At 67.6% G+C, this 20,411-nt stretch carries 16 protein-coding genes; 5 read left to right on the top strand and 11 right to left on the bottom strand.

Annotated features, from left to right (window positions below; translation table 11 throughout):
- Nucleotides 1-160 precede the first annotated feature (160 nt).
- Together ABUE11_RS09760 and ABUE11_RS09755 are read right to left on the bottom strand one after the other, a co-directional pair.
- Nucleotides 161-1,543, bottom strand: a complete 1,383-nt coding sequence (locus ABUE11_RS09760; protein WP_367065202.1) for a DUF1329 domain-containing protein — start codon at nucleotides 1,541-1,543, stop codon at nucleotides 161-163.
- Nucleotides 1,544-1,560: 17 nt separating this feature from the next.
- On the bottom strand, nucleotides 1,561-3,225 hold the full coding sequence (locus tag ABUE11_RS09755) for a DUF1302 family protein (protein WP_367065201.1): 1,665 nt from the start codon (nucleotides 3,223-3,225) through the stop codon (nucleotides 1,561-1,563).
- Between the two features lie 388 nt (nucleotides 3,226-3,613).
- Here ABUE11_RS09755 and ABUE11_RS09750 point away from each other — a divergent pair, with 388 nt between their 5' ends.
- On the top strand, nucleotides 3,614-6,004 hold the full coding sequence (locus tag ABUE11_RS09750) for an efflux RND transporter permease subunit (protein WP_367065200.1): 2,391 nt from the start codon (nucleotides 3,614-3,616) through the stop codon (nucleotides 6,002-6,004).
- A complete protein-coding gene (locus tag ABUE11_RS09745) occupies nucleotides 6,004-6,489 on the top strand; it encodes a nuclear transport factor 2 family protein (RefSeq protein WP_367068796.1) in 486 nt (161 codons plus the stop codon). The genes ABUE11_RS09750 and ABUE11_RS09745 overlap by 1 nt, the downstream gene beginning before the upstream one ends.
- Before the next feature lie 69 nt (nucleotides 6,490-6,558).
- Here ABUE11_RS09745 and ABUE11_RS09740 read toward each other — a convergent pair whose 3' ends face one another.
- From ABUE11_RS09740 to ABUE11_RS09725, 4 genes are read right to left on the bottom strand one after another with little or no spacing between them, the layout of a single operon-like run.
- Nucleotides 6,559-7,647 (bottom strand): alkene reductase, encoded by a 1,089-nt coding sequence (locus ABUE11_RS09740; RefSeq protein ID WP_367065199.1) that lies wholly within the window; start codon nucleotides 7,645-7,647, stop codon nucleotides 6,559-6,561.
- A gap of 15 nt (nucleotides 7,648-7,662) precedes the next feature.
- A complete protein-coding gene (locus ABUE11_RS09735; protein ID WP_367065198.1) occupies nucleotides 7,663-8,301 on the bottom strand; it encodes a nuclear transport factor 2 family protein in 639 nt (212 codons plus the stop codon).
- Between the two features lie 14 nt (nucleotides 8,302-8,315).
- Nucleotides 8,316-9,083 carry an SDR family NAD(P)-dependent oxidoreductase gene (locus ABUE11_RS09730; RefSeq protein ID WP_367065197.1) on the bottom strand — a complete coding sequence of 256 codons (768 nt, stop codon included), beginning with the start codon at nucleotides 9,081-9,083 and terminating at the stop codon, nucleotides 8,316-8,318.
- A 19-nt stretch (nucleotides 9,084-9,102) separates the two neighbouring features.
- Nucleotides 9,103-9,834, bottom strand: coding sequence for a 3-oxoacyl-ACP reductase family protein (locus tag ABUE11_RS09725; RefSeq protein ID WP_367065196.1), 732 nt, complete (start codon nucleotides 9,832-9,834; stop codon nucleotides 9,103-9,105).
- Between the two features lie 206 nt (nucleotides 9,835-10,040).
- On the opposite strand from ABUE11_RS09725, the gene ABUE11_RS09720 reads away from it, so the two are divergent.
- Nucleotides 10,041-10,493, top strand: a complete 453-nt coding sequence (locus ABUE11_RS09720) for a hypothetical protein (protein ID WP_367065195.1) — start codon at nucleotides 10,041-10,043, stop codon at nucleotides 10,491-10,493.
- A 32-nt stretch (nucleotides 10,494-10,525) separates the two neighbouring features.
- Here ABUE11_RS09720 and ABUE11_RS09715 read toward each other — a convergent pair whose 3' ends face one another.
- On the bottom strand, nucleotides 10,526-12,133 hold the full coding sequence (locus ABUE11_RS09715; protein ID WP_367065194.1) for an acyl-CoA synthetase: 1,608 nt from the start codon (nucleotides 12,131-12,133) through the stop codon (nucleotides 10,526-10,528).
- A gap of 100 nt (nucleotides 12,134-12,233) precedes the next feature.
- The gene (locus ABUE11_RS09710) at nucleotides 12,234-13,583 is read right to left on the bottom strand and encodes an MFS transporter (RefSeq protein WP_367065193.1); all 1,350 of its coding nucleotides are present in this window, start codon (nucleotides 13,581-13,583) and stop codon (nucleotides 12,234-12,236) included.
- A 371-nt stretch (nucleotides 13,584-13,954) separates the two neighbouring features.
- On the opposite strand from ABUE11_RS09710, the gene ABUE11_RS09705 reads away from it, so the two are divergent.
- Nucleotides 13,955-14,800, top strand: a complete 846-nt coding sequence (locus ABUE11_RS09705; RefSeq protein WP_367065192.1) for an SDR family oxidoreductase — start codon at nucleotides 13,955-13,957, stop codon at nucleotides 14,798-14,800.
- 44 nt (nucleotides 14,801-14,844) lie between these two features.
- On the opposite strand, the gene ABUE11_RS09700 is transcribed toward ABUE11_RS09705, so the two are convergent.
- The 3 genes from ABUE11_RS09700 to ABUE11_RS09690 are packed head-to-tail and all read right to left on the bottom strand — an operon-like array spanning nucleotide 14,845 to nucleotide 18,491.
- Complete coding sequence (locus ABUE11_RS09700; protein ID WP_367065191.1) at nucleotides 14,845-15,972, bottom strand: hypothetical protein; 1,128 nt, start codon at nucleotides 15,970-15,972, stop codon at nucleotides 14,845-14,847.
- A gap of 10 nt (nucleotides 15,973-15,982) precedes the next feature.
- Nucleotides 15,983-17,032 carry a phosphotransferase family protein gene (locus ABUE11_RS09695; protein ID WP_367065190.1) on the bottom strand — a complete coding sequence of 350 codons (1,050 nt, stop codon included), beginning with the start codon at nucleotides 17,030-17,032 and terminating at the stop codon, nucleotides 15,983-15,985.
- A gap of 43 nt (nucleotides 17,033-17,075) precedes the next feature.
- Nucleotides 17,076-18,491 (bottom strand): NAD(P)-binding domain-containing protein, encoded by a 1,416-nt coding sequence (locus tag ABUE11_RS09690; protein ID WP_367065189.1) that lies wholly within the window; start codon nucleotides 18,489-18,491, stop codon nucleotides 17,076-17,078.
- Between the two features lie 188 nt (nucleotides 18,492-18,679).
- Here ABUE11_RS09690 and ABUE11_RS09685 point away from each other — a divergent pair, with 188 nt between their 5' ends.
- The gene (locus ABUE11_RS09685; protein ID WP_367065188.1) at nucleotides 18,680-20,386 is read left to right on the top strand and encodes an amidohydrolase family protein; all 1,707 of its coding nucleotides are present in this window, start codon (nucleotides 18,680-18,682) and stop codon (nucleotides 20,384-20,386) included.
- Nucleotides 20,387-20,411: the final 25 nt, after the last annotated feature.

Here is a 20,411-nt window from a genome sequence, read left to right as displayed (position 1 = left end):
TTCTGGCCAACGCGGGCGGTGGCAACATCGTCCGTTGAGACTAACGCAGCAGCGTTGGCAAGCGCCCTCGATAGGCCTGTCGCAAATGCGACAAGGCACCGCCGGCCGGGGCCGGAGGTGCCTTGCCTGGAGGCTTGGGCCTCGTTCAGCCGATCAAGGTTCAGAGACCGGCACGGCGCGCGGCCTCGGCGCCAAAGTCCTTCTCGGTGAGCTTGCCGGTGTTGAGCGTGTAGCCGTTGCGCTGCTCGTTGACCAGGTTGAACGCCAGGTAGGAGCCGGCCTGCAGGTCGTGGTAGAGGCCCACGCCGGCCTGCCAGGTGTTGGCCTCGTAGGCGTAGAAGTAGTTCATCATCGAGGTGCGCCACAGGCCGCCGCGGGCGTCGTAGTTCTCGCCCATCATCATCAGCCAGCTGTCCTCGTCGATGTACATCACGCGCTTGCCGTAGAGGTGGCGAAAGCCCTCCTTGAGCGTGCCCTCCAGCACCCAGACGCGGTGCAGCTCATAGCGCATCACCTCGGGCTTGATGTGGCCAGGAGTGAGCATGTCGGCGTACTTGAGCTTGTCCGAGTGCAGGCGGTAGGTGTTGTACGGGATGTACATCTCACGCTTGCCCACGATCTTCCAGTTGTAGCGCTCGCCCGTGCCGTTGAACAGGCGCACCTCGTCCACCGTGATCGAGCCGCCCGAGCCGGGGAAGGACATGTCGAAGCCATAGCCGGGCGACTGGCGCACGCGGCGCGTGCCGGGGTCGTAGCGCCAGCTCTGGCGCGGCTTGGTCTTGAAGTTCCACCACTCCATGCCGGTGTTGATCTCGCCCTTGTCGCGCTCGGGCAGCAGGGTCTCGTTCAGGTAGAACGAGGACTGGTTGTTGTCCGCGGTGTTGTGGTGCTTCTTGGGGTCGAGGTGCGATGCCAGGTTGCGCGACTTCACGCGCCCCCAGTTGATCTTGCCGTCAGCCAGCACATAGGCGTTGTCCGAGATCAGCTCCTCGGTGAAGGGACGGAAGGTGAAGACCGAGGAGGTCCAGAGCAGCTCCAGGCCGGTCTTTGGGAACGGGAAGGCTATGCCGCCCGTGGTGGCGAGAATGCCCTCGCCGTCGTCGATCAGCTCGGCCTTGGCGGCGTTCTCCTTGGTCACCTCGCACACCGAGTCGGGGAAGCGGAAGTCGCGCCGGCTCTGGTAGATGGGCATTCTGAAGGTCTGCGGGTACTTCTTGAACAGCGCCTTCTGCCCGTCGGACAGGCGATTGGCGTACTTGTCCATGTTGGCCGCGGTGATCTCGAACAGCGGCTTGTCCTCAGGGTAGGGGTCTACCGGATGCGAGCCCGTGCCCTTGAAGTCCACATGTGGTGGCTTGCCCAGCCATTTGCCGCTCCAGGCCGGGATGCTGCCGTCGGCATTGGCGCCGCGCTCGGCCCCCACGCAGGTCAGGTCCTTGCCCAGGCGGGCCATTTCCTCGGCCGTGGCCTTGGCGCTGGCCTGTCCTGCGAGCAGGCAGGCCGCGGCAGCGGCCACAGAGAGAAGGTGCAGTTTCTTGGTCATCGTTGCGTCCTCGGGTTTCAGAAGGTGTACTTGGCGTTGAGCGTGACGTAGTCGCGGTCCGCCATGGTGCGGCCGGCCTTGATGTCGGCCGAGCCCAGATAGTTGACCCAGGTGATGCCCAGGGTGAGGTTGCCCAGGTACTTGAAGTCGGCGCCCAGGGTCAGGCGCTTCTCGTCACGGCCCATGCCGCTGACGGCGCTGCCCTGGATGTTCTGCGTCCAGATGGCCTTGGTGCTCAGATCCCAGCCATTGAAGATGTTCGGGTAATCCATGATGGCGCCAATGCCCAGCAGCGTGGAGCCGCGCGTCTGTCCGTCATACACATACTTGGAGAACGTGCCATCCGTGCCCGGCCCGCCGCCGGTGACTGTGAGCGTGTCCGCGCCCATGATGCGCTGGTGCATCAGCTCGCCCATCAGCGTGGTCTGGTGGGCCAGGGCGCTCGGGCCCATCATGTAGACGGCGTTGACGTTGCCCTGCAGATAGCGCCCGCGCGTGGCGGAGCCGTTCTCCAGGTACACGGGCGCGCCGTCGCGATAGCTCAGGTCGCCGCCGAACTGCACGCTGTCGCCGAGCTTGCTGCTGAAGCTGACGCCGGTGAGCTTGATGTCCTCGAAGTAGCCGAGCTTGTAGTAGGGCACGCTGCCAGGAGATGCGTGGCTTGCGAACTTGCCGAAGGACGAATAGCTCGTGGCCCCCGAGAAGTCGAAGAACATCGCTCCCACGCGATCGTGGTAGCGGTAGTGGAACAGGCCGAGCTCCAACGCGTCCGTGGCCTGATAGCGCAGGCCCAGACCCCACTGGCCCGAGTCCTTGGGCTTGAGTTCGCCGGCGAAGTTGGCCACGGCGAAGCTGTGGTCGGGCAGGCTGGTGATGACCCCGGGGGCCAGGCGCATGAACTGCGCGCCGGGTCCGAAGATGTCCGAGCCGAAGAAGTCACCCACGGGGTTGAGCAGCGTCTCCTTCCACTTGAACTGGTAGTAGCCGGTGACCGTCAGGTCATCGGTCAGGGTCAGGCTCGCGGAGATCTGCGGCACGGGCAGGTAGGACTCCTTGGCCTCGGTGCCGGGCACGTTGAACTTGGTGGCGTCCACAGGCAGTTGGCCCTGACTGATGTTGGGCCAGAACATGCTCTCGCCCCAGGCCACGACATGCTGGCCGAGCTTGACCGACAGATGCTGGTCGTTGCCCACCACCCAGTTGCCGTAACCATAGAAGTCGAGGATGCGCCCATCCTGGCCGCTGCGCTTGCGCGTGGCGGACACGAACTCGTTGTGTGCTCCGATCTTGTTGACCGTACCGGGCGAGTCGTTGTCGTTGCTGCCGCGGTAGACGCTGTCGTAGAAACCCGTGCCACGCATCAGAAAGCCGAGGTTGTCGCGCTTGAGGCGCACCTCGCCGAGCACGCTTGCACGGTTGTTGATCAGGGCTCCCTTCTTGAAGTTGCGCGTGGCATCGTCGTTGTTGATGTCGGCGAGGTAGGCGCCCGCGGGCGACATCGTGCGCGCCGAGGCCGCATAGGACAGTGTCAGCGAGTAGTCCAGCGTCGTGTCATCTGACAGATAGATTGTCTGTCCGGCCTGTGCTGCGCTGCCGAGCACGCACAGCGACAGCGCGGCCGCCTGCGATACCAGGGTTCGTGCGGGCGCTCTGCCCTGGCGGGCAGGGGGGGAGAATTCCATGGCTCCACTCCTATGGGGTTGGGATGTTGTGAGATAGGCCTGTCCCCGTGGGGCAGCGGCGGCAGGCGTTCTGGGGCCTGCGCGGCAGAACCGGGCAACCCACGAGGCTCCTGATCCCGCAGCCATGAGTCCGCAATGCACGGGCGCAAGGGCTGACGCCGTCGCGCGGGTGCAGTGCCGTCAGGGCGTGGGTAGTTGCCGCATGTTCCGGTCGTTGCTGAACAGGCGCGTGAAAGATGCCTGCAGCGGTCCGCTTTGGCATACCTTATTTGGACGACAGGGCAAACCCCGAACCATGGCCCGCGCCCTGTTCGTCCTTTTGGACGATGCTCCAATGCGCACGCGCAACCAACAATGCACGCGCCCTTGCTACCGATTCGTGCCTGCCATGTCCACTACCACACCACTCTCACGCACCGACGCCTTTGTCGCCACCATGGCGCGCGCATTGATTCATCTGCGCAAGCCGCTCGGGGCGTTCTTTCTGCTGTTGACCCTGGCCCTGGGCTTCTCGGCCATGCACACGCGGCTGGATCCGGGCTTCAACAAGCTCATTCCGCTCAAGCATCCGTACATGGCGGCGTTTCTGCAGCACTCGGCCACCTTCTCGGGTGCCAACCGGGTGCTGGTGAGCGTGCAGTGGAAGGGGGAGGGCGACATCTACAACCCTGAGTTTCTGAACGTACTGCGCAAGGTGCACGACGAGGTGTTCTTCATCCCGGGCGTGAACCGTGGCAGCGTGCGCTCGATCTTTGCGCCCAATGTGCGTTACATCGAGGTCACCGAGAACGGTTTCACTGGCGATGTGGTCATCCCATCTCGTTTCAGCGGCGACGCCGAGAGCATTGCGGGCGTGCGCAACAATGTCGCCAAGTCCGGAGTGGTGGGCCAGCTCGTGGCCAAGGACCTGAAGTCCGCCCTGGTGCAGGCCGATCTGCTGGAGGTCAACCCCGAGACCGGCGCCCATCTGGACTATGCCCAGGTAGCGCAGGACCTGGAGAAGATCCGCAACGAGTTTGCCAAGGGGCCGATCGACATCCAGATCGTCGGCTTTGCCAAGGTCATGGGCGATGTCATGGACGGCCTGTTCACCGTGGTGCTGTTCTTTGCGATCGCCTTTGCCGTCACCACCATCCTGCTCTGGCTGTACTCGCGCTCGCTCAAACTCACGACGCTGGCGATTGCCGTGGCGCTGCTGCCCGTGATCTGGCTGCTGGGCATATTGCCGCTGATCGGCTATGGCATCGACCCCATGTCGGTGCTTGTGCCGTTCCTGATCTTCTCCATCGGCGTGTCGCACGCGGTGCAGATGACCAACGCCTGGAAGCAGGATGTCATGGCCGGCCAGAGCGCGCGCCAGGCGGCCGAGAACGCGTTCCGCAAGCTGGCCATCCCCGGCATCATGGCGCTGCTGGCCAACGCCCTGGGTTTCATGGTGATCATGGTGATCGACATTCCCATCGTGCATGAACTGGGCCTGACGGCCTGCCTGGGCGTGGCGCTGATGATCATGACCAACAAGATGTTCATGCCGATCATCCTGTCGCACCTGCGCCTGGAGTTCACCGCGCAGCAGGCGCCCGACAATGCCCACAGGCGCCATCCGCTGTGGTGGAGCGTGTCGTCGCTGGCTCAGCCGCGGCCGGCGCTGGCCACCTTTGCCGTCATGCTGGTGCTGCTCGCCGGGGCCACCTACTACTCGCGCCAGTTGCAGACGGGTGACATCGGCAGCGGTGTGCCGGAGCTGCGCGCCGAGTCGCGCTACAACCAGGACAACGCCAAGATCATCTCGCGCTATGCCATCGGCATGGACGTGCTGTCGGTCTATGTCGAGACCAAGAACCTCGAGGAGGCCTGCCTGAACTGGGAGGTGATGAACGCCGTGGAGCGCTTCGACCAGCACATGCGTGGCGTGGCCGGCGTGCAGTCCATCCGCACCATCGCGGGCCTGACCAAGCTCTACGCATCCGGCAACAACGAGGCCAACCCCCGCTGGGCCGTGCTGCAGCGCAGCGAGGCGGGTCTGCGCGCCGGCGCGCGCGCCGCCAACCCCGAGAACGGCTACAACACCGACGGTTGCAAGCTCATCCACATCGCCATCTACCTGACCGACCACGAGGGCCGCACGCTCAAGCATGTGGTCGACGAGGTGCAGCGCTTCATCGACGCCAATCCCTTGTCCAATGCCACCTTCCGTCTCGGCGGCGGCAATGCCGGCGTGGCGGCCGCCACCAACGAGGCGGTGGAGAAGGCCGAGGTGCAGATGCTGATCTCCATCTTTGCCGCCATCTCGCTGCTGTGCTGGCTCACCTTCCGCAGCTGGCGTGCCGTGCTCTGCGTGATCGTGCCGCTGACGCTGGTCACCATCATGTGCAACGCCCTCATGGCCCTGCTGGGCATCGGCCTGAAGGTCGCGACGCTGCCCGTGATTGCGCTGGGCGTGGGTGTGGGTGTGGACTATGGCATCTATATCTTCGAGTCCATGCAGCACGAGATGCGGGGGCGTGGTCTTGCGCTGCGCGAGGCCTTCTACGAGGCCATGCGCCAGCGCGGCACGGCCGCCGTGTTCACGGCCGTGACCATGTCCATCGGTGTCGGTACCTGGGCCTTCTCCGCCCTCAAGTTCCAGGCGGACATGGGCATTCTGCTGGCCTTCATGTTCCTCGTGAACGTGCTCGGAGCCATCTTCCTGCTGCCGGCCCTGGCCTGCTGGCTGGGTGTGGAGGAGGAGCAGGAGCGCAAGAACGCGGCGCATGGCCATCATCCCGCCACCGCGTGATGACACCCACCGGCATGGGGGCCGCCGAGGCGGCCTTCCAGATCACGCAGCTGCTGTACCGCTACGCCGAGCATATTGACGGGGGGCAGCTCGAGCAGGCCGCGGCCATGTTCGAGCGTGCCCGCATTCAGACGGGAGCGGCCCGGCCGCTGGATGCGCAGGCGCTGCTGGCGCTGTGGCGGCGCATCCTCATCCTCTATCCGTGCGGCACGCCGCGCACGCGCCACCTGATCACCAATCCCATCGTCGAGGTGGCCGGGGACGGCCAGACGGCCAGTGCCAGGTCGTGCTATACGGTCCTGCAGGCGGTCGATGGCTTTGGCCTTCAGGTCATCGCCAGCGGCCGCTATCTCGACCGCTTTGCCTGCACGGAGGGCGTCTGGCATTTCACCGAGCGTGACTATCGGCAGATGGACTTCCAGGGCGACCTGAGCCGCCATCTGCGCGTCACAGTGAACCCCTTGCCGGCCGAGATGTGCGGGTAACGCGAATCCAGCCCCGAAAGCAAAACGCCCCGATCGTCGGGGCGTTTTGCCTTGGGGGCGGCGGGGACTTCAGGCGGTGGTGGTGGTGGTCTCTGCGGCGATGGCGGGGTAGTCGTTGTAGCCGGCCGCTCCTGGGGTGTAGAGCGTGCGCCGGTCGAACTTGGCCAGAGGTTGGCCTGTGCGCAGGCGCTGCACCAGATCGGGGTTGGCGATGAAATGGCGCGCGAACGATATCGCCTCGCCCTGATGGGCTTGCAGGGCCGCCTCGGCGCTCACGCCGTCAAAGCCGTCGTTGAGGATCAGCGGGCCGCCGAAGTTCTCGCGCGCGAGGGCAAAGGCGTCGATGTCCTGGGCCGGCGCGCGCATCACGTGCAGATAGGCCAGTCCCAGCGGGCGTGCCTGGCGCATCAGCTCGGCGTGGGTCGCGCCCGAGTCCTCGTCGGCCGTGTCGTTGTAGGTGTTGCCCGGGTTCAGGCGCAGGCCCACGCGCCCGGCGCCAATGGCGTCGGCCATGGCGGCCAGGCACTCTGCCGCGAAGCGCGCGCGCGCGGCGGCATTTCCGCCGTATTCGTCCTGGCGCTGGTTGGTCGCCGAGCTCAGGAACTGCATGCTCAGGTAGCCGCTCGTGCCGTGCAGCTCCACGCCGTCAAACCCAGCCTCGCGGGCGCGCAGCGCGGCCGCGCGATGCTCGGCAATCGCGGCCTTGACCTGCTCGGTGCTCAACGCCTGGGGCTGGTCGAAGGGTTGCATGCCGGCCGCATCGGTCCAGACCTCGCCGCGCGCCTGCAGGGCCGACGGGGCCACCGTCGGCACGCCGGTGGGTTTGATGTGCCGGCTGCCGATGCGCCCGCTGTGCATGATCTGAAGCACGATGCGGCCACCGCGCCGGTGCACGGCATCGGTCACGCGGCGCCATCCGGCGACATGAGCCGCGGTCTCTATACCCGGCTGGCGGCAGTAGGCCTGGCCCGTCACCTCGGGCCAGGTGCCCTCGGCAACGATGAGGCCGGCATCGGCGCGCTGGGCGTAATGCTCGACCATCAGATCATTGGGCGTGCCGTCGGGATCGGCGCGGTTGCGCGTCATGGGCGCCATGACGATGCGGTTGGCCAGTTGCAGGTCGCCCAGTGTGACGGGCGTGAACAATTGCTGTGTCATACCAGTGGGGCGGCTTCAGCGCACGCGCATTTTGGGCGCGGGCGTGCCGCGCCGGATGGTTTTCAAAAACTGCTCCAGCGGCGCGGGCGCGGCCACCTCGGGCAGGCTGTCCTTGTCCGGGCGCTGGGCCCAGAATTCCTTCCAACTCGGGAACAGGTCGTGGAACGTGCCCCAGTAGGGCTCGCGGCCGGGCCAGCGCATCTTCATGTCGCCGATCGGCGGCTTGTTCAGGTCGGTGGCATACCAGTAGCAGGGCAGGCGGCGGCGAAAATACCACTGACCGTCGATGCGCTCGTAGTCGTCCCAGTACAGCATTTGCATGATCACCCACTCGGGGCCGCATTCATGCTCGTTCTTGGAATAGACGACGCCGGTGGCGTGGTCGCGGTCCACGAACTCGATGATGTGCTGGCCCAGGTGGTGCGAGGTGCCGGTGAACTGGTCGCGCAGGGTCTGGTCCTGCCAGGCCTTGAAATGGGCCCGGCCGACCTTGTCCTTGCCCACGCGGATGTCGGGGGCGAAGAGGTTGACATGGGCGTCCATGTCGCGCATGTCCAGCGACAGCGAGTATTTGCCGGCGAGCTGGCGGATGGCATCGATAGATTCGAGCCGGTCGATGCGCTCCTCGAGCGTGCCGGGCCAGGAGTTGCTCATGGGGGAACTCTCTTTCACAGCGCCGTCACCAGCACGGCCGAGCGGCCGCCATCGACGGGCAGCGATGCGCCGGTGATGTAGCCGGCCTCGTCGCTCGCCAGGAACACGATGGCGTGCGCCAGATCGTCGGGCTGGCCGACACGGCCCATGGGGATGAGCTTCTCCGTGGCCTTGCGGCTCTCGTCGGTCGCGAGCATGCTGGCCGTCGCCGGGGTCTCGACCACGGCAGGAATCACCACGTTGACGCGCACGCCGTGGGGGGCTCCTTCAGCGGCCGCGGCGCGCGAGAAGTTGTCCACCGCCGCCTTGGCGGCGCTGTAGCCGGCCATCCAGGGAACGCCGACCTGCCCGCAGATCGAGGACACGTTGATGATGGAGCCGCCCTTGTCCTTCATCAGCTTGAGCGCCGCGCGCGTGCCCCAGAAGGTGCCGTCCACCGTGGTCTGGAAGTTGGCATGCCAGTCGGCCGTGGTCATGGCATCGATGGCGCCCCAGGTGTAGGCCATGGCGTTGTTCACCAGGATGTCGAGCCTGCCGTGGCGCTTTGTCGCGTCCTCGATGGCGCCCACGTACTGGGCCTCGTTGCCCACATCGGCGATCACCGCCTCGGCCTTGCCGCCGGCGGCGCGGATCTGCTCCACCACGGCGTCGAGCGGCTCCTGGCGGCGACCGCAGATCACCACCGTGGCGCCTTCGAGCGCCATGCGCCGCGCCGTGGCCGCGCCAATGCCGCTGCCGCCACCCGAAACAAAGGCCACCTTGCCTTGCAGTCGATTACCCATTGATTCTCTCCTTGTTGGATTACAGGAAGGCGCTGCCGCCGTTGACGGCCACGCTCTGGCCGGTGACAAATCCGCTGTCGTCGCTGGCCAGGAACACCGCCACCTTGGCGATGTCCTCGGGCTCGGCCATGCGGCCCATGGGCACGCCGGCGATGATGGCGTCGGCCCATTCCTGGGGGATGCCCTGCATCATGGGCGTGTTGGTCGGGCCGGGCACCAGGGTGTTGACGCGCACGCCGCTCTTGGCGAGCTCCTTGGCCATGACGCGCGTCAGGCCCTGGATGCCGGCCTTGGAGGTCACATAGTGCGCCGGGCCATCGCCGCTCACCGACGAGGTGCTGCCCACGTTGACCACCGTGCCGCCGCCCGTCTTGAGCATGGCGCGCACCGCCGCGCGCGCGCAGTAGAAGGCGCCGTTCAGGTTCACGCCGATGACGCGGGCCCAGGCCTCGTCACTCATCTCGGTGAAGCTGTCCATGCCACCCGTGCCGGCGTTGTTCACCAGCACATCTACGCGGCCGAGTTTGGCGACGACCTCGTCGACAAGGGCGTTCACGGCCGCCGAGTCGGCCACATTGAGCGCGCGCGCCAGATGCTTGCCACCGAGGCCCTCCAGCGTCTGTTGTGCGGCCTCGACGTTCAGGTCCAGCGCCACGACGGTCGCGCCTTCGGCGGCAAAGCGCTGTGCAATCGCACGGCCCATGCCCTGGCCGGCGCCGGTCACCAGCGCCACCTTGTCCTTGAGTTTCATGTTGTGCTCCGAATGTGATGCGGGTACCAGTGACCCGAACGTCTCAAGGGTAGGCAGGCAGGGCGATTGCGCCATCGTCCGATGGGACTACAGGCCGCGCAATCGATCAAATGGACGATGCCTGTCGGTGGTGTGACGGCTACCTTGCGGGCACGCATTCCACCAGGTCCCTCAGCATGCATTTCACCGCCCACCGCAGATTCTTCATGACACAGCAACTGCTGCCCGGCCTGATCAACGGTCTGCTCAATGGTGGCATTGCCTGGGCCGCGCACCGCGGCGAGAGCGCGATCGGCCTGTGGGACAGGGGAGCCTATGCCTCCGACCTGCTGGCGACGGGCCTTCTGCTGCCGGGGATCAGCTGGTTCATCCTGCGGCCGCTCTTACGCCGGCAGGCCCAGGTGGGCAAGGCGCCCGTGCTCGACGGCCTCGCGGCGCCCTGGCTTGCGCGCTGGATGAGTCCGTCGCTGTGGGGCGGCGGCCTGGCCATAGGCCTGATGGGGTTTGCGCTGCTCGGTGGTGGCTCCGTGCTGGCGATGCAGGCGCTGGGCGCGCCCGAGTTCGACGGCAATGGCTATGCCTGGTTCAAGGGCGCGTATGGAGCCCTCGTGACGGTGATCCTGCAGCCCGTGATGGTGTTCGCGGCGCTGCGTCGTTGAAGCAGCGCCGCTCGCTCCGGGCGGCGTGGGCGTCAAAGCGCGGGGTTGCTGCTGGCAAACTGGCTTGCCCAGCGGTAGTCGGCCTTGCCCGCGGGGCTGCGCTGTATGCGATGGGCCAGAAACACCGCCTTGGGCACCTTGTAGCCCGACAGGTGTTCGCGGCAGATGCGGTCGAACTCGGCCGCATCGAAATGCTGGCCGGGCGCCACCTCGATCACGGCCGACACCTTCTGGCCCCAGCGCTCGTCGGGCAGGCCCACCACGAGCACGTCGGCAACCGCGCCGTAGCGCCGCGCGACCTCCTCGACCTCTTCGGGGAAGACCTTTTCGCCGCCGGTGTTGATGCACTGCGAGCCGCGGCCGAGCACGACGATGTCGCCGGACTCGTCGATGCGTGCGCTGTCACCGGTCAGCACCCAGAGCCGGCCATCGATGGTGATGAAGGTCGCTGCCGTCTTCTTCGCGTCGCCGTAGTAGCCCACGGGCGTGTAGCCCGTGCGCGCGAGAATGCCCTGGGCACCGGGCTCTGTGACGATGTGGTGCTGGTCGTCGATGACCGCCAGGTCGGGGCGTGGCGTGATGCGCATCAGGCCCGAGCCCTGCACGGGCTTTTCGCCGCCACCCACCATGCCGGCCTCGGACGAGCCCATGCCGTTGTTGATCATGATGTGGGGCAGCAGGGTCTTGATGCGCTCCTGCAGATGTCCCGAGAACACCGCGCCGCCGTTGCCGAATATGGCGACCTTGGACAGGTCCCAGCGGCCAGGATGGGCCTCGAGCGCCTGGATCAGCGGCAGCGCCATGGCGTCACCGACGATGGACAGGATGTTGACCCCGTCGCGCACCACGATGTCCCAGACATGTTCGGCGTCGAAGTTCTTCTGGTCGTTCACGGTGACCGTGTGGCCCGACAGCAGGCTGATCAGCGATGCCCACATTGCCGCACCATGCATCATGGGCGCGAGCGCGATATAGGTCAGCGGTGGTCCGTGGGGGACGAACTCGGCGAGCTCCTCGGGCGTCTTGACCGGTGGCCGGCGAAAGAAGATGCCGCCGCCGCCCAATGCGCCCATGAACAGCGACTTGTGCGGCCACATCACGCCCTTGGGCAGGCCGGTGGTGCCGCCGGTGCACAGCAGGTAGAGATCGTTGTCGCTGCGCTCGGGGTCGTCGAGCCGCGCCTCGCCCGAGGCGAGCAGGGCGTCATAGTCGAGCGCGCCGGCGGGACGGGCAGCACCCGCGCCAGCGCACACCAGCAGCTTGAGTGTGGGCACGCGCGGCGCGACCTTGGCCACCTCGTCGGCGAAATCGGCGCCAAACACCAGTGCCTTGAGCTCGAGCGAGGAAAACAGATGCTCGAGCTCGTCGGCCACATAGCGGTAGTTGATGTTGGCCGGCGCCGCACCGATCTTGCAGCAGGCGAGAAAGGTCTCCAGATACTCGGCCGAGTTGTGCAGCTGGATGCCGACGTTGTCGCCGCGTTTCACGCCATGCGCGCGCAGGGCCGACGCCAGCCGGGTGGCGCGCTCGTCGAGCTCACGATAGCTCAGCCGCTGCTGGCCGCAGATGAACGCGGTGCGTTCCGGCACTACGTTGGCGACCACTTCGAACAGGTCTGCGAGGTTGAAGGTTCTTGCCACGCGCTTGTCTCCTGTGAGGGAATAGTTATGTGTGGATGGGCACCATGGTTCACCCATCGGGCGCCGCGATCATCGTCCGAATGTAGTAGTGGATTGGCCCTCATGCCCGGGCCGGGGACAGGGGTGCGGTCGGCTGGGGGGCTGCCACCGGTCTGGCGCGCTCGCTCGCGTAGGGGCTGAGGGCGCGGATGAAGGCCACGATGCCCAGCAGAAAGGATGCGGCCGTGGCGATCGCCAGCGCCCAGCGCAGCGCCTCGTTGCCAAACTGCGGCACCAGCACATCGCTGAGCATGCCCACGAGCAGAGGACCGAGGCCGCTGCCCACCAGGGTGATGATCATGTTGAAGATCGCCATGCCCGATGTGCGGCGGTGCGCGGGGATCAGTTCGGCCAGTGCGGCATAGGCCGGAGCCGACCACCACACGGCGGTAAAGGCAAACATCAGGTAGAAGGCCACGGCATGCGGTACGACCAAGCTGCCGATATGCCAGGCATTGCCCGCCGGAAGGATGTAGAAGGCCACGCCACTGGGCAAGGTCAGCAGGCAGCCCAGCAAGGGCACACCAATGCGCCAGCGCGCATCACGTCTGGCGAGCTTGTCGCACAGCCAGCCGCTGGTGAGCGCGCCCGCGGCCGCAAACACGCCGCCGATCAGGCCCATGACGACACCCGCGTCCTGCAGCGACATGCCATGCGAGCGCACGAGAAAGGCCGGGGTCCAGATGCCGATGCCGTAGCCAACGAAGGTCATGAGCATGCAGGCGAGCGTGATGCGCACGAAGGCGCGCGAGGCCCAGAGGTCGCGCAGCAGCACGCCCAGGGGCTCGGTGGCGGCGCCCGCGGGCGAGCCGCCGGCGCTGTCCCACTGGCCGCGGCGCGGCTCGATGGCGGTGAAGCGCAGCAGCAGCGCGACCACCACGCCCGGGACGGACATGACCAGAAACGCGGCGCGCCAGCCATGGTGATGGGCGATCCAGCCGCCCAGCGTGAGGCCCAGCAGCAGACCGATCTGCGGACCGAGCATGTAGACACTCAGGGCGCGTCCGCGCTGCTGCGGCGGGTAATGGTCGGTGACCATGGAGATCGACGGCGCGCCGCCGCCGGCCTCGCCCACGGCCACGCCCATGCGCGCCAGCGCCAGCGACACAAAGCCCGTCGCCATGCCGCACAGCGCCGTCATCACGCTCCAGGCGGCGCAGCAATAGGCCACGAAGTTGCGCCGGTTGGCCCGGTCGGCATAGCGGCCGAACGGAATCGCGAGCACGGTGTAGAACAGGCCGAATGCCAGCCCGGTCAGCAGGCCCATGGCGGTGTCGGATACGCCGAACTCCTGCTTGATGGGCTGCACCAGGATGCTCATGATCTGCCGGTCTATGAAGCTGACGGTGTAGACGAGCAGCAGCAGTATCAGGGCGTAGTGGCTGCGCCAGCCATGGGCGGGTTGGGACATGAATGAGCCTTGGTCGTTGAGGTGGCGATGGGCCCGTACCAGGCCGCTCGGGCCGGCTTTGCGCTGCGCGCGATGCCGGTGCTGGCGGCTCGATCATGGGGCGTTGCGGGCATTCTTTGGCAGTCGCCGGTCCCGGGCATCGTCCGCTCAGACGATGTGCGGCCACCCAGGCCAACGCCCTGCGGGATAGTCCTAGGTTTTGGATTGAAATTGGCCGTTTGCACGCTTGGGTATTGCGCTGGCAGCTATCAATATTGAAGCCAATGGAGGCCGTCTCATGGTCCATTGCGTGGGCTCGTGTATCCATAGTCCATGCGGCCGATGCCATGGGGGCGGGCGCAAAGGAGCATGCGGCCCCACAAGGAGGCAACATGGCTTTTGCATTGACGGGGTTTGACGGCAAGGTGGCCGTGGTCACGGGCGCGGGGCGCATGCGCAGCATAGGCCGCCCGATTGCGCTGGCGCTTGCGCGCGCCGGCTGCGACGTGGTGCTGACGGGCACCGGGCGCGCGCCGCAGACCTATCCGGAGGATGAGCGGCGCGCGGGCTGGCGCGACATCGAGTCCGTCGCCGAGGAGATCCGCGCCATGGGCCGGCGCGCCCTTCCCGTCGTCACCAGCGTGGCCGACCCCGAGGCTGTCGATGCGCTGGTGACGCGGGTCACGCGCGAGTTCGGCCGCGTGGACTTCCTGATCAACAACGCGGGCGCGGCGCGCGGTGGCGACCGCGTGCCCGTCACCGAGCTGTCGATAGACACCTGGAAGCGCGTGATGGACACCAACCTCAACGGCACCTTCTACATGTCGCGCGCGTTTGCCCGGCGCATGAGTGAGCAGGGCGAGGGCGGCGCCATCGTCAACATCTCCTCGCTCGCGGCGCGCCTGTTGGCACCTGACACCGCAGCCTACGCCACGACCAAGATCGCCATCAACGGCCTGACCACCATCATGGCCGGCGAACTCGGGCCCAGGAAGATCCGCGTCAACTCCGTGGCCCCCGGCATCATCGACACCAGCCGGCTCGACGATGTGCCGCGCGGCAAGGTCTGGGACGACATGGTCGCCGCCTTCATCCCGCTGGGCCGCGCGGGTACGGGCGAGGACGTGGCGAACATGGTGACCTTTCTGTGCAGCGAGCAGGGCGCCTGGGTCACGGGCCAGCATATCTACGTCGACGGCGGCCATGGCGCCACGCCGCGCCGCCCGACGTCCAACTAGCGGCGCCGGCCCCGGCCACGGTCGCGGCCGGGTGGCGCCAGGCGCTACTCGCCGTGCGTCCAGGTCTGGCAATTGCCCCAGCCCGTGGCGCCGGTGACGGGGTCATGGACCTCGATCAGGGCGTCGCGGAACTGATTGAGCCGCGCCACGGCCTCGGGCGTCGAGCAGTCGGCGCAATATTCGCCTTCCACCAGCAGCGGCCCGCGCCACTGGCCGTGGTAATGGCCGTCGAGCCCGTGGTAGAGGCCGGCGCCAAGGTGAAAGCCGGTGTCGCCCAGCACCTTGATCTGCAGCACGCGCTGGCTGCCGTCCATCAGGGTCAGGCCCACCTCGCCGCCGAGCAGGCGCTGGTTGCGCGGGTCAAAGCGCAGCCGCGGCTCGATGCGGCGCAGCCCCTCGCGGCGCCCGTCGGGGTACTCGAAGCCGCCCTGCATCTTCTCGTGCTGCCAGCCCTCGCCCGCGTAGAGCAGGTAGTACTGGTGAAAGCCGTAGTGGCTGCCGTCGGGCCGCTGAAACAACAGCGGGTTCCAGACCGCGAGGATGCGCGGCGCGAGCGCATCGACCGGGTCGGGCTGCAGGTCGGTCAGCGGGGCGCCGACGGCGGGGCGTATGCCCCAGGAATGGTCGCGCGTCATCACCCAGTCCTCGGGCGTGACCTCGTGGCGCACGCCCTCGACCTCGATCCAGCCGCGCGCGGTGCCCGTCTGGTGGTAGCGGATCTGGTTGGCGCTGTGGCGGTAGCCGTTCAGGGTACGGCGGTCCTCGCGTTCCTCCACCATGCAGGGCAGCACGCCGTCGAGCACCAGGTCGTAGGCGATCGGCTGGTGCTCCGTGGCCTCGAGCACCACCCGTACCTGACGCAGCGGGGCAATGACCTCGTAGCGCAGCGGGCCGACGTTGATGCTGTTGACATCGCTGTCGAGCGCGCGGCTGGCGCGCACCGTCCATTGCTCGACACCGCGCGAGACGCCGCCGTAGCCGTCGACCACGTTCCGATTCACATACTTGCCAAAGCCGAAGCCCATCGACAGGCGGCCATCGCGCGCGGCCACCATGCCGCAGACCTTTTCGGTCCAGGACAGATCGCTCTGCTGCACGCTGGCAAAGGTATCGACGATCTGGTGGGTGAAGAATTCGTCCGCTTCGACCAGCGGCCCTATGCTGTGGCTCATGGTGTCGTCCTCAGAAGTGGTGGAGTTCGGCCAGCAGCTCGACGAGGCGGCTGCCGCCATTGCGCAGATCCATCTCGGCCTCGGGCGGCACCCAGCCGCGCTCGGTGAAGATGCGGCCGATGCGCGTCATGAGGATGGAGAAGCGCCAGGCCGCGAACACCTCGTAGTAGGGCAGGTGGCGGGCGCTGAAGCCGCTGGCGCGCTCCCAGTGGGCGACCGTCTCCTCGCGCGTGGGCAGGCCTGCCAGGCGCGGCACGCCGTAGCCCGTGGAGAGTGAGTCGTCGAGCATCAGCCACCACGCCAGGTCGTCCACCGGGTCGGACAGCGCCGGGCGTTCCCAATCCAGCATGCCGCTCAGGCGGCCCTGATCGAACACGCAGTTGCCGAGCTTGGCGTCGCCCCAGCTCAGCGCGACGGCATCGCTGTGCGGCTGATGGGCCACGAGCCAGCCATGGGCGCGCCACAAGAGCGGGTAGCCGTGCCCGGACAGGCCCTCGCTCCAGCGCAGCATGTCCTCGTGGTAGCGCAGCTGCTCCTGCAGCGGCGTCACGCCCTCGGGCGGCAGCAGGAAGGAAAAGCCCAGGGCGCGCCAATCGAGACGCGCCAGCGCCGCAATGCCGTCTATGCCCGCAAACCAGTGGCGGCGCAGCTCCTCGGGCGGCAGGTCGTGGAACCAGCCCTCCAGGTGGTAGAGCGGGTTCTCGTCGGGCACGCGGCCGTCCAGGCGCCCCATGATGAAGAACGGCGCGCCCAGCACGCTCACGTCGAGCTCCAGCCCGAGCAGCGGCGGCACGGGCAGGCCCGAGCCCTGCAGCAGCTCCATGGTGCGGTACTGCGTGGCCACGTCGCAGTCCGGGAACACGGCCGCGCCCTCGGGCTGTATGCGCACCACGACGCGCTGTGCCTGCGCGCCCGGGCCGCTGCGGATCTCGCCGAGCAGGGTGATGTTCGAGTAGCCGCCTGCCGAGCGCTGCAGCGCCAGCACCTCGGCGCCGCTCTGCCCGCGGGCCTGCAGCCACGCGCCGAGCCGCTGCGCCACGGCCGTCATATCGTCCAGCATGTTGTCTCCTGGCTTGTGATTCATTGCACGCGCGGCGGGGGCTTCAGCGCCGGCGGCCGCGATCCCATTCGCGGTACAGGTCGTGGCTGTATTCGTCGCAGTCGATCTGTATGGTGTGGCTTTCCGAGCGCGTGAAGCCGGCCTTGATGCCCTCGTGCATCGCGCGCAGCTCCACCTCCATGGTCTCGCGCGTGGGCAACTCGTAGCCGCCGCACAGCAGGTCGGCGATGAAGCTCGACTGCAGCTCGGCGATGGGCATCATGGCGCACTTGGGCTGCACCAGGCCGACAAAGAACAGGCCGGGGTGGCGCGGATCGATCATGCGCTGCCACAGGGCTATGTCGTTGCCCGGCGCGCTCAGCAGCTCGGGGTCCAGAAAGGGAAAGCTGATGCGGTAGCCGCTGCAGTGGATGAGCACATCCACGGGCTCGATGCTGCCGTCCTCGAAGCGCACGCGGTCGCCCAAGAGCTCGGTGATGTTGCCGCGCGGCGTGATGTCGCCGTGGATCAGCCGTGCGTGAATGTCCTGCGACACCGTGCCGTGGCGCTGCGAGAAGCGTTCCCTGGGCGGCTTCAGGCCCACGCGCTGCGGGTCTCCGGTGACGCTGCGCAGCAGATGCTCTGCCAGCATGTTGTAGGCCGCCAGGCGCCAGCTGCGCGGAATGAAGCGGCGGCGCAGCCTCTCCCACCGGCCCGGGCGCTTCATGGGGTGGCGCACGGAGCGGTCCTGCGGCCGGTTGCCCAGCACCTTGGGCGCAATCCACACGCCCGAGCGCTGCGACAGAATCACGCGCGCCGGCCCCTGGCCCGAGCCCGCGTGGGCGCGCACCGCCTGGCCGAGCTCGCAGGCGATGTCCATCGCCGAATTGCCCGCACCAATCACGACCACGCGCTTGCCCGCGAGGGCGTGCGGCTGGTGCAGGTCGATGTAGTGGTGCGCGTGGAACTGCACGCCGTCGAAACGGCCCGGAAAGTCGATCATGCGCGGGTCCCAATGGTGGCCGTTGGCGACCACGACATGGCTGAAGCGCTGCGTGCTCTCGCTGCCATCGCTCTCGCGCAGCCGCAGCTGCCAGCCGCCCTGTTCGTGCTTGTCGACGCGCAGCACCTCGGTGTTGAAGCGGATCGCCTCGCGCACGCGGAAATGATCCACATAGGACTCGAAGTACTCGATGATCTCGGCGTGGCTCGGAAACTCGGCCATGTGTTCGGGCATGGGGTAGTCCGACAGCTCCATGACCCGCTTGCTGGTGTTGATGTGCAGCGAGCGGTAGATGGAGCTCATGCCGTTGTCGTTGCCGAAGCGCCAGAGCCCGCCCACATAGCTGCCCTTCTCGAACACCTGCACCTCGAGGCCATGCTGGCGCAGCACCTTGGCGCAGACCACGCCGCTGGTGCCGGCGCCAATGATGGCGATGCTGTGGGGGGATCCCGTCCGGGACGGCCTGGGCCTGCTCATAGCCTTGTCTCCATTTATTCGGGGCGCCGCACGGCATGCCATGCGCCCATCGCTTTTGTATGAGGCGCATTCTTTGGTGGCCGGTGGAGGCGGACATCGTCCACAAGGACGATGCCCGGCGGCGCGCCGAATTCGTAGAGTCGCCCATCACAGGACACAGGCGGCCCAGGCGCCGACAGGAGACACAGATGCCCGACTTCGACCTCGTCATCCGCGCCGGCACCATCGTTGACGGCAGCGGCGGCCCGTCACGGCAGGCCGATGTCGGCATCGTCGGCGATCGCATCGTCGCCGTCGGCACGCGGCTGGCAGCGGGGCGCGAGGAGATCGACGCGCGCGGCCTGCTCGTGACGCCGGGCTTTGTCGACGTTCACACCCATTTCGACGGCCAGGCCACCTGGGACGCGCGCCTGTGGCCGGCCTCGCAGCATGGCGTGACCACGGCCGTGATGGGCAATTGCGGCGTGGGCTTTGCGCCATGCCGGCCTGCGGACCGGGAGACGCTGATCGAACTCATGGAGGGCGTGGAGGACATTCCCGGCAGCGCCCTGGCCGAGGGCCTGGCCTGGGACTGGGAGAGTTTTCCGCAGTACCTCGACGCGCTCGCGCGCCGGCCGCGCGACATCGACATTGCCGCGCTGCTGCCGCATGGCCCACTGCGCGTGTACGCCATGGGCGAGCGCGCCGTGCGCCGCGAGGCGGCCAGCGCCGAGGAGCTCGCCGCCATGCAGCGCCTGGTGCGCGAGGGCCTGGCGGCCGGTGCCGTGGGCCTGTCGACCTCGCGCACCATGGCGCACCGCACCAAGCGGGGCGAGCACACGCCGACCTTCGAGGCCGCGCGCGAGGAGCTCGTGGGGCTGGGCCGGGCGCTGGCCGGCCACCCGAGCGCCGTGTTCCAGATGATCTCGGACTTCGACGAGCCCGAGGCCGAGTTCGACATCCTGCGCCGCGTCTGCCGCGAGACCGGCTGCGCCGGCACGCTCACCGTGGTGCAGTACGACCACAAGCCGCGGTTTCACGAGCAGCTGCTGGACATGATTGCCCGCGCCAACGCCGACGGCGAGCGCATCACGGGCCAGGTGATAGGCCGGCCCGTGGGCGTGCTGCTCGGCTTCGACACCTCGCTGAATCCGTTCTCCTGCCGGCCCGCCTATGTGCCGCTGGCGGATCTGCCCATCGCCGAGCGCATCGCCCGGCTGCGCCGGCCCGAGGTGCGCGAGGCCATCCTGAGCCAGGCCGACCATGAGCCCCATGTCTTCATGCAGTACTACGGTCAGGCCTTTGGGCGCATGTTTCCGCTCGACGGCGACCAGCCCGACTACCTGCCGCCGCCCTCGGCCTCGGTGGCTGCCCGCGCCGAGCGCGCGGGGCGCGAGCCCGCCGAGTGGCTGTACGACTACCTGCTCGAGGGCGACGGCACGGCCCTGGTCTACCTGCCCATGGCCAACTACAGCGACAGCGACGGCAGCGCCATAGAGACGCTGCTCTCGCACCCGCACACCGTGCCCGCGCTCGGCGACGGTGGCGCCCATGTCGGGACGATCTGTGACGCGAGCGCCACCACCTTTCTGCTGACCGAATGGGTGCGCAGGCGCCGCGTCTTCACGCTCGAGCAGGCGGTGCACATGCTCACGCAGCGCCCGGCCGCGCTCTACGGCCTGCATGACCGCGGCCGCATCGCCCCGGGCCTCAAGGCGGACATCAACCTGATCGACTTCGACGCGCTGGCGCTCGGCCGGCCGACCATGGTGCGCGACCTGCCCGCCGGTGGCCGGCGCTTTCTGCAGGCTGCGCGCGGCTACCGCGCGACGCTGGTGAGCGGGCACCTCACCTACCGCGACGGCGTAGCGGGCGCGGCCTTGCCCGGGCGCCTGGTGCGGGGTGTGGCCGGCTGAGTTGCGGGCCTGGGCTGGCACGCAG

Origin of the sequence: Oryzisolibacter sp. LB2S, assembly GCF_040732315.1 — a bacterium.
GTDB classification, from domain to species: domain Bacteria; phylum Pseudomonadota; class Gammaproteobacteria; order Burkholderiales; family Burkholderiaceae_C; genus Alicycliphilus; species Alicycliphilus soli.
The sequence above is the reverse complement of the archived record's forward strand: the minus strand, read 5'-3'. Positions and strand labels throughout refer to the sequence as shown.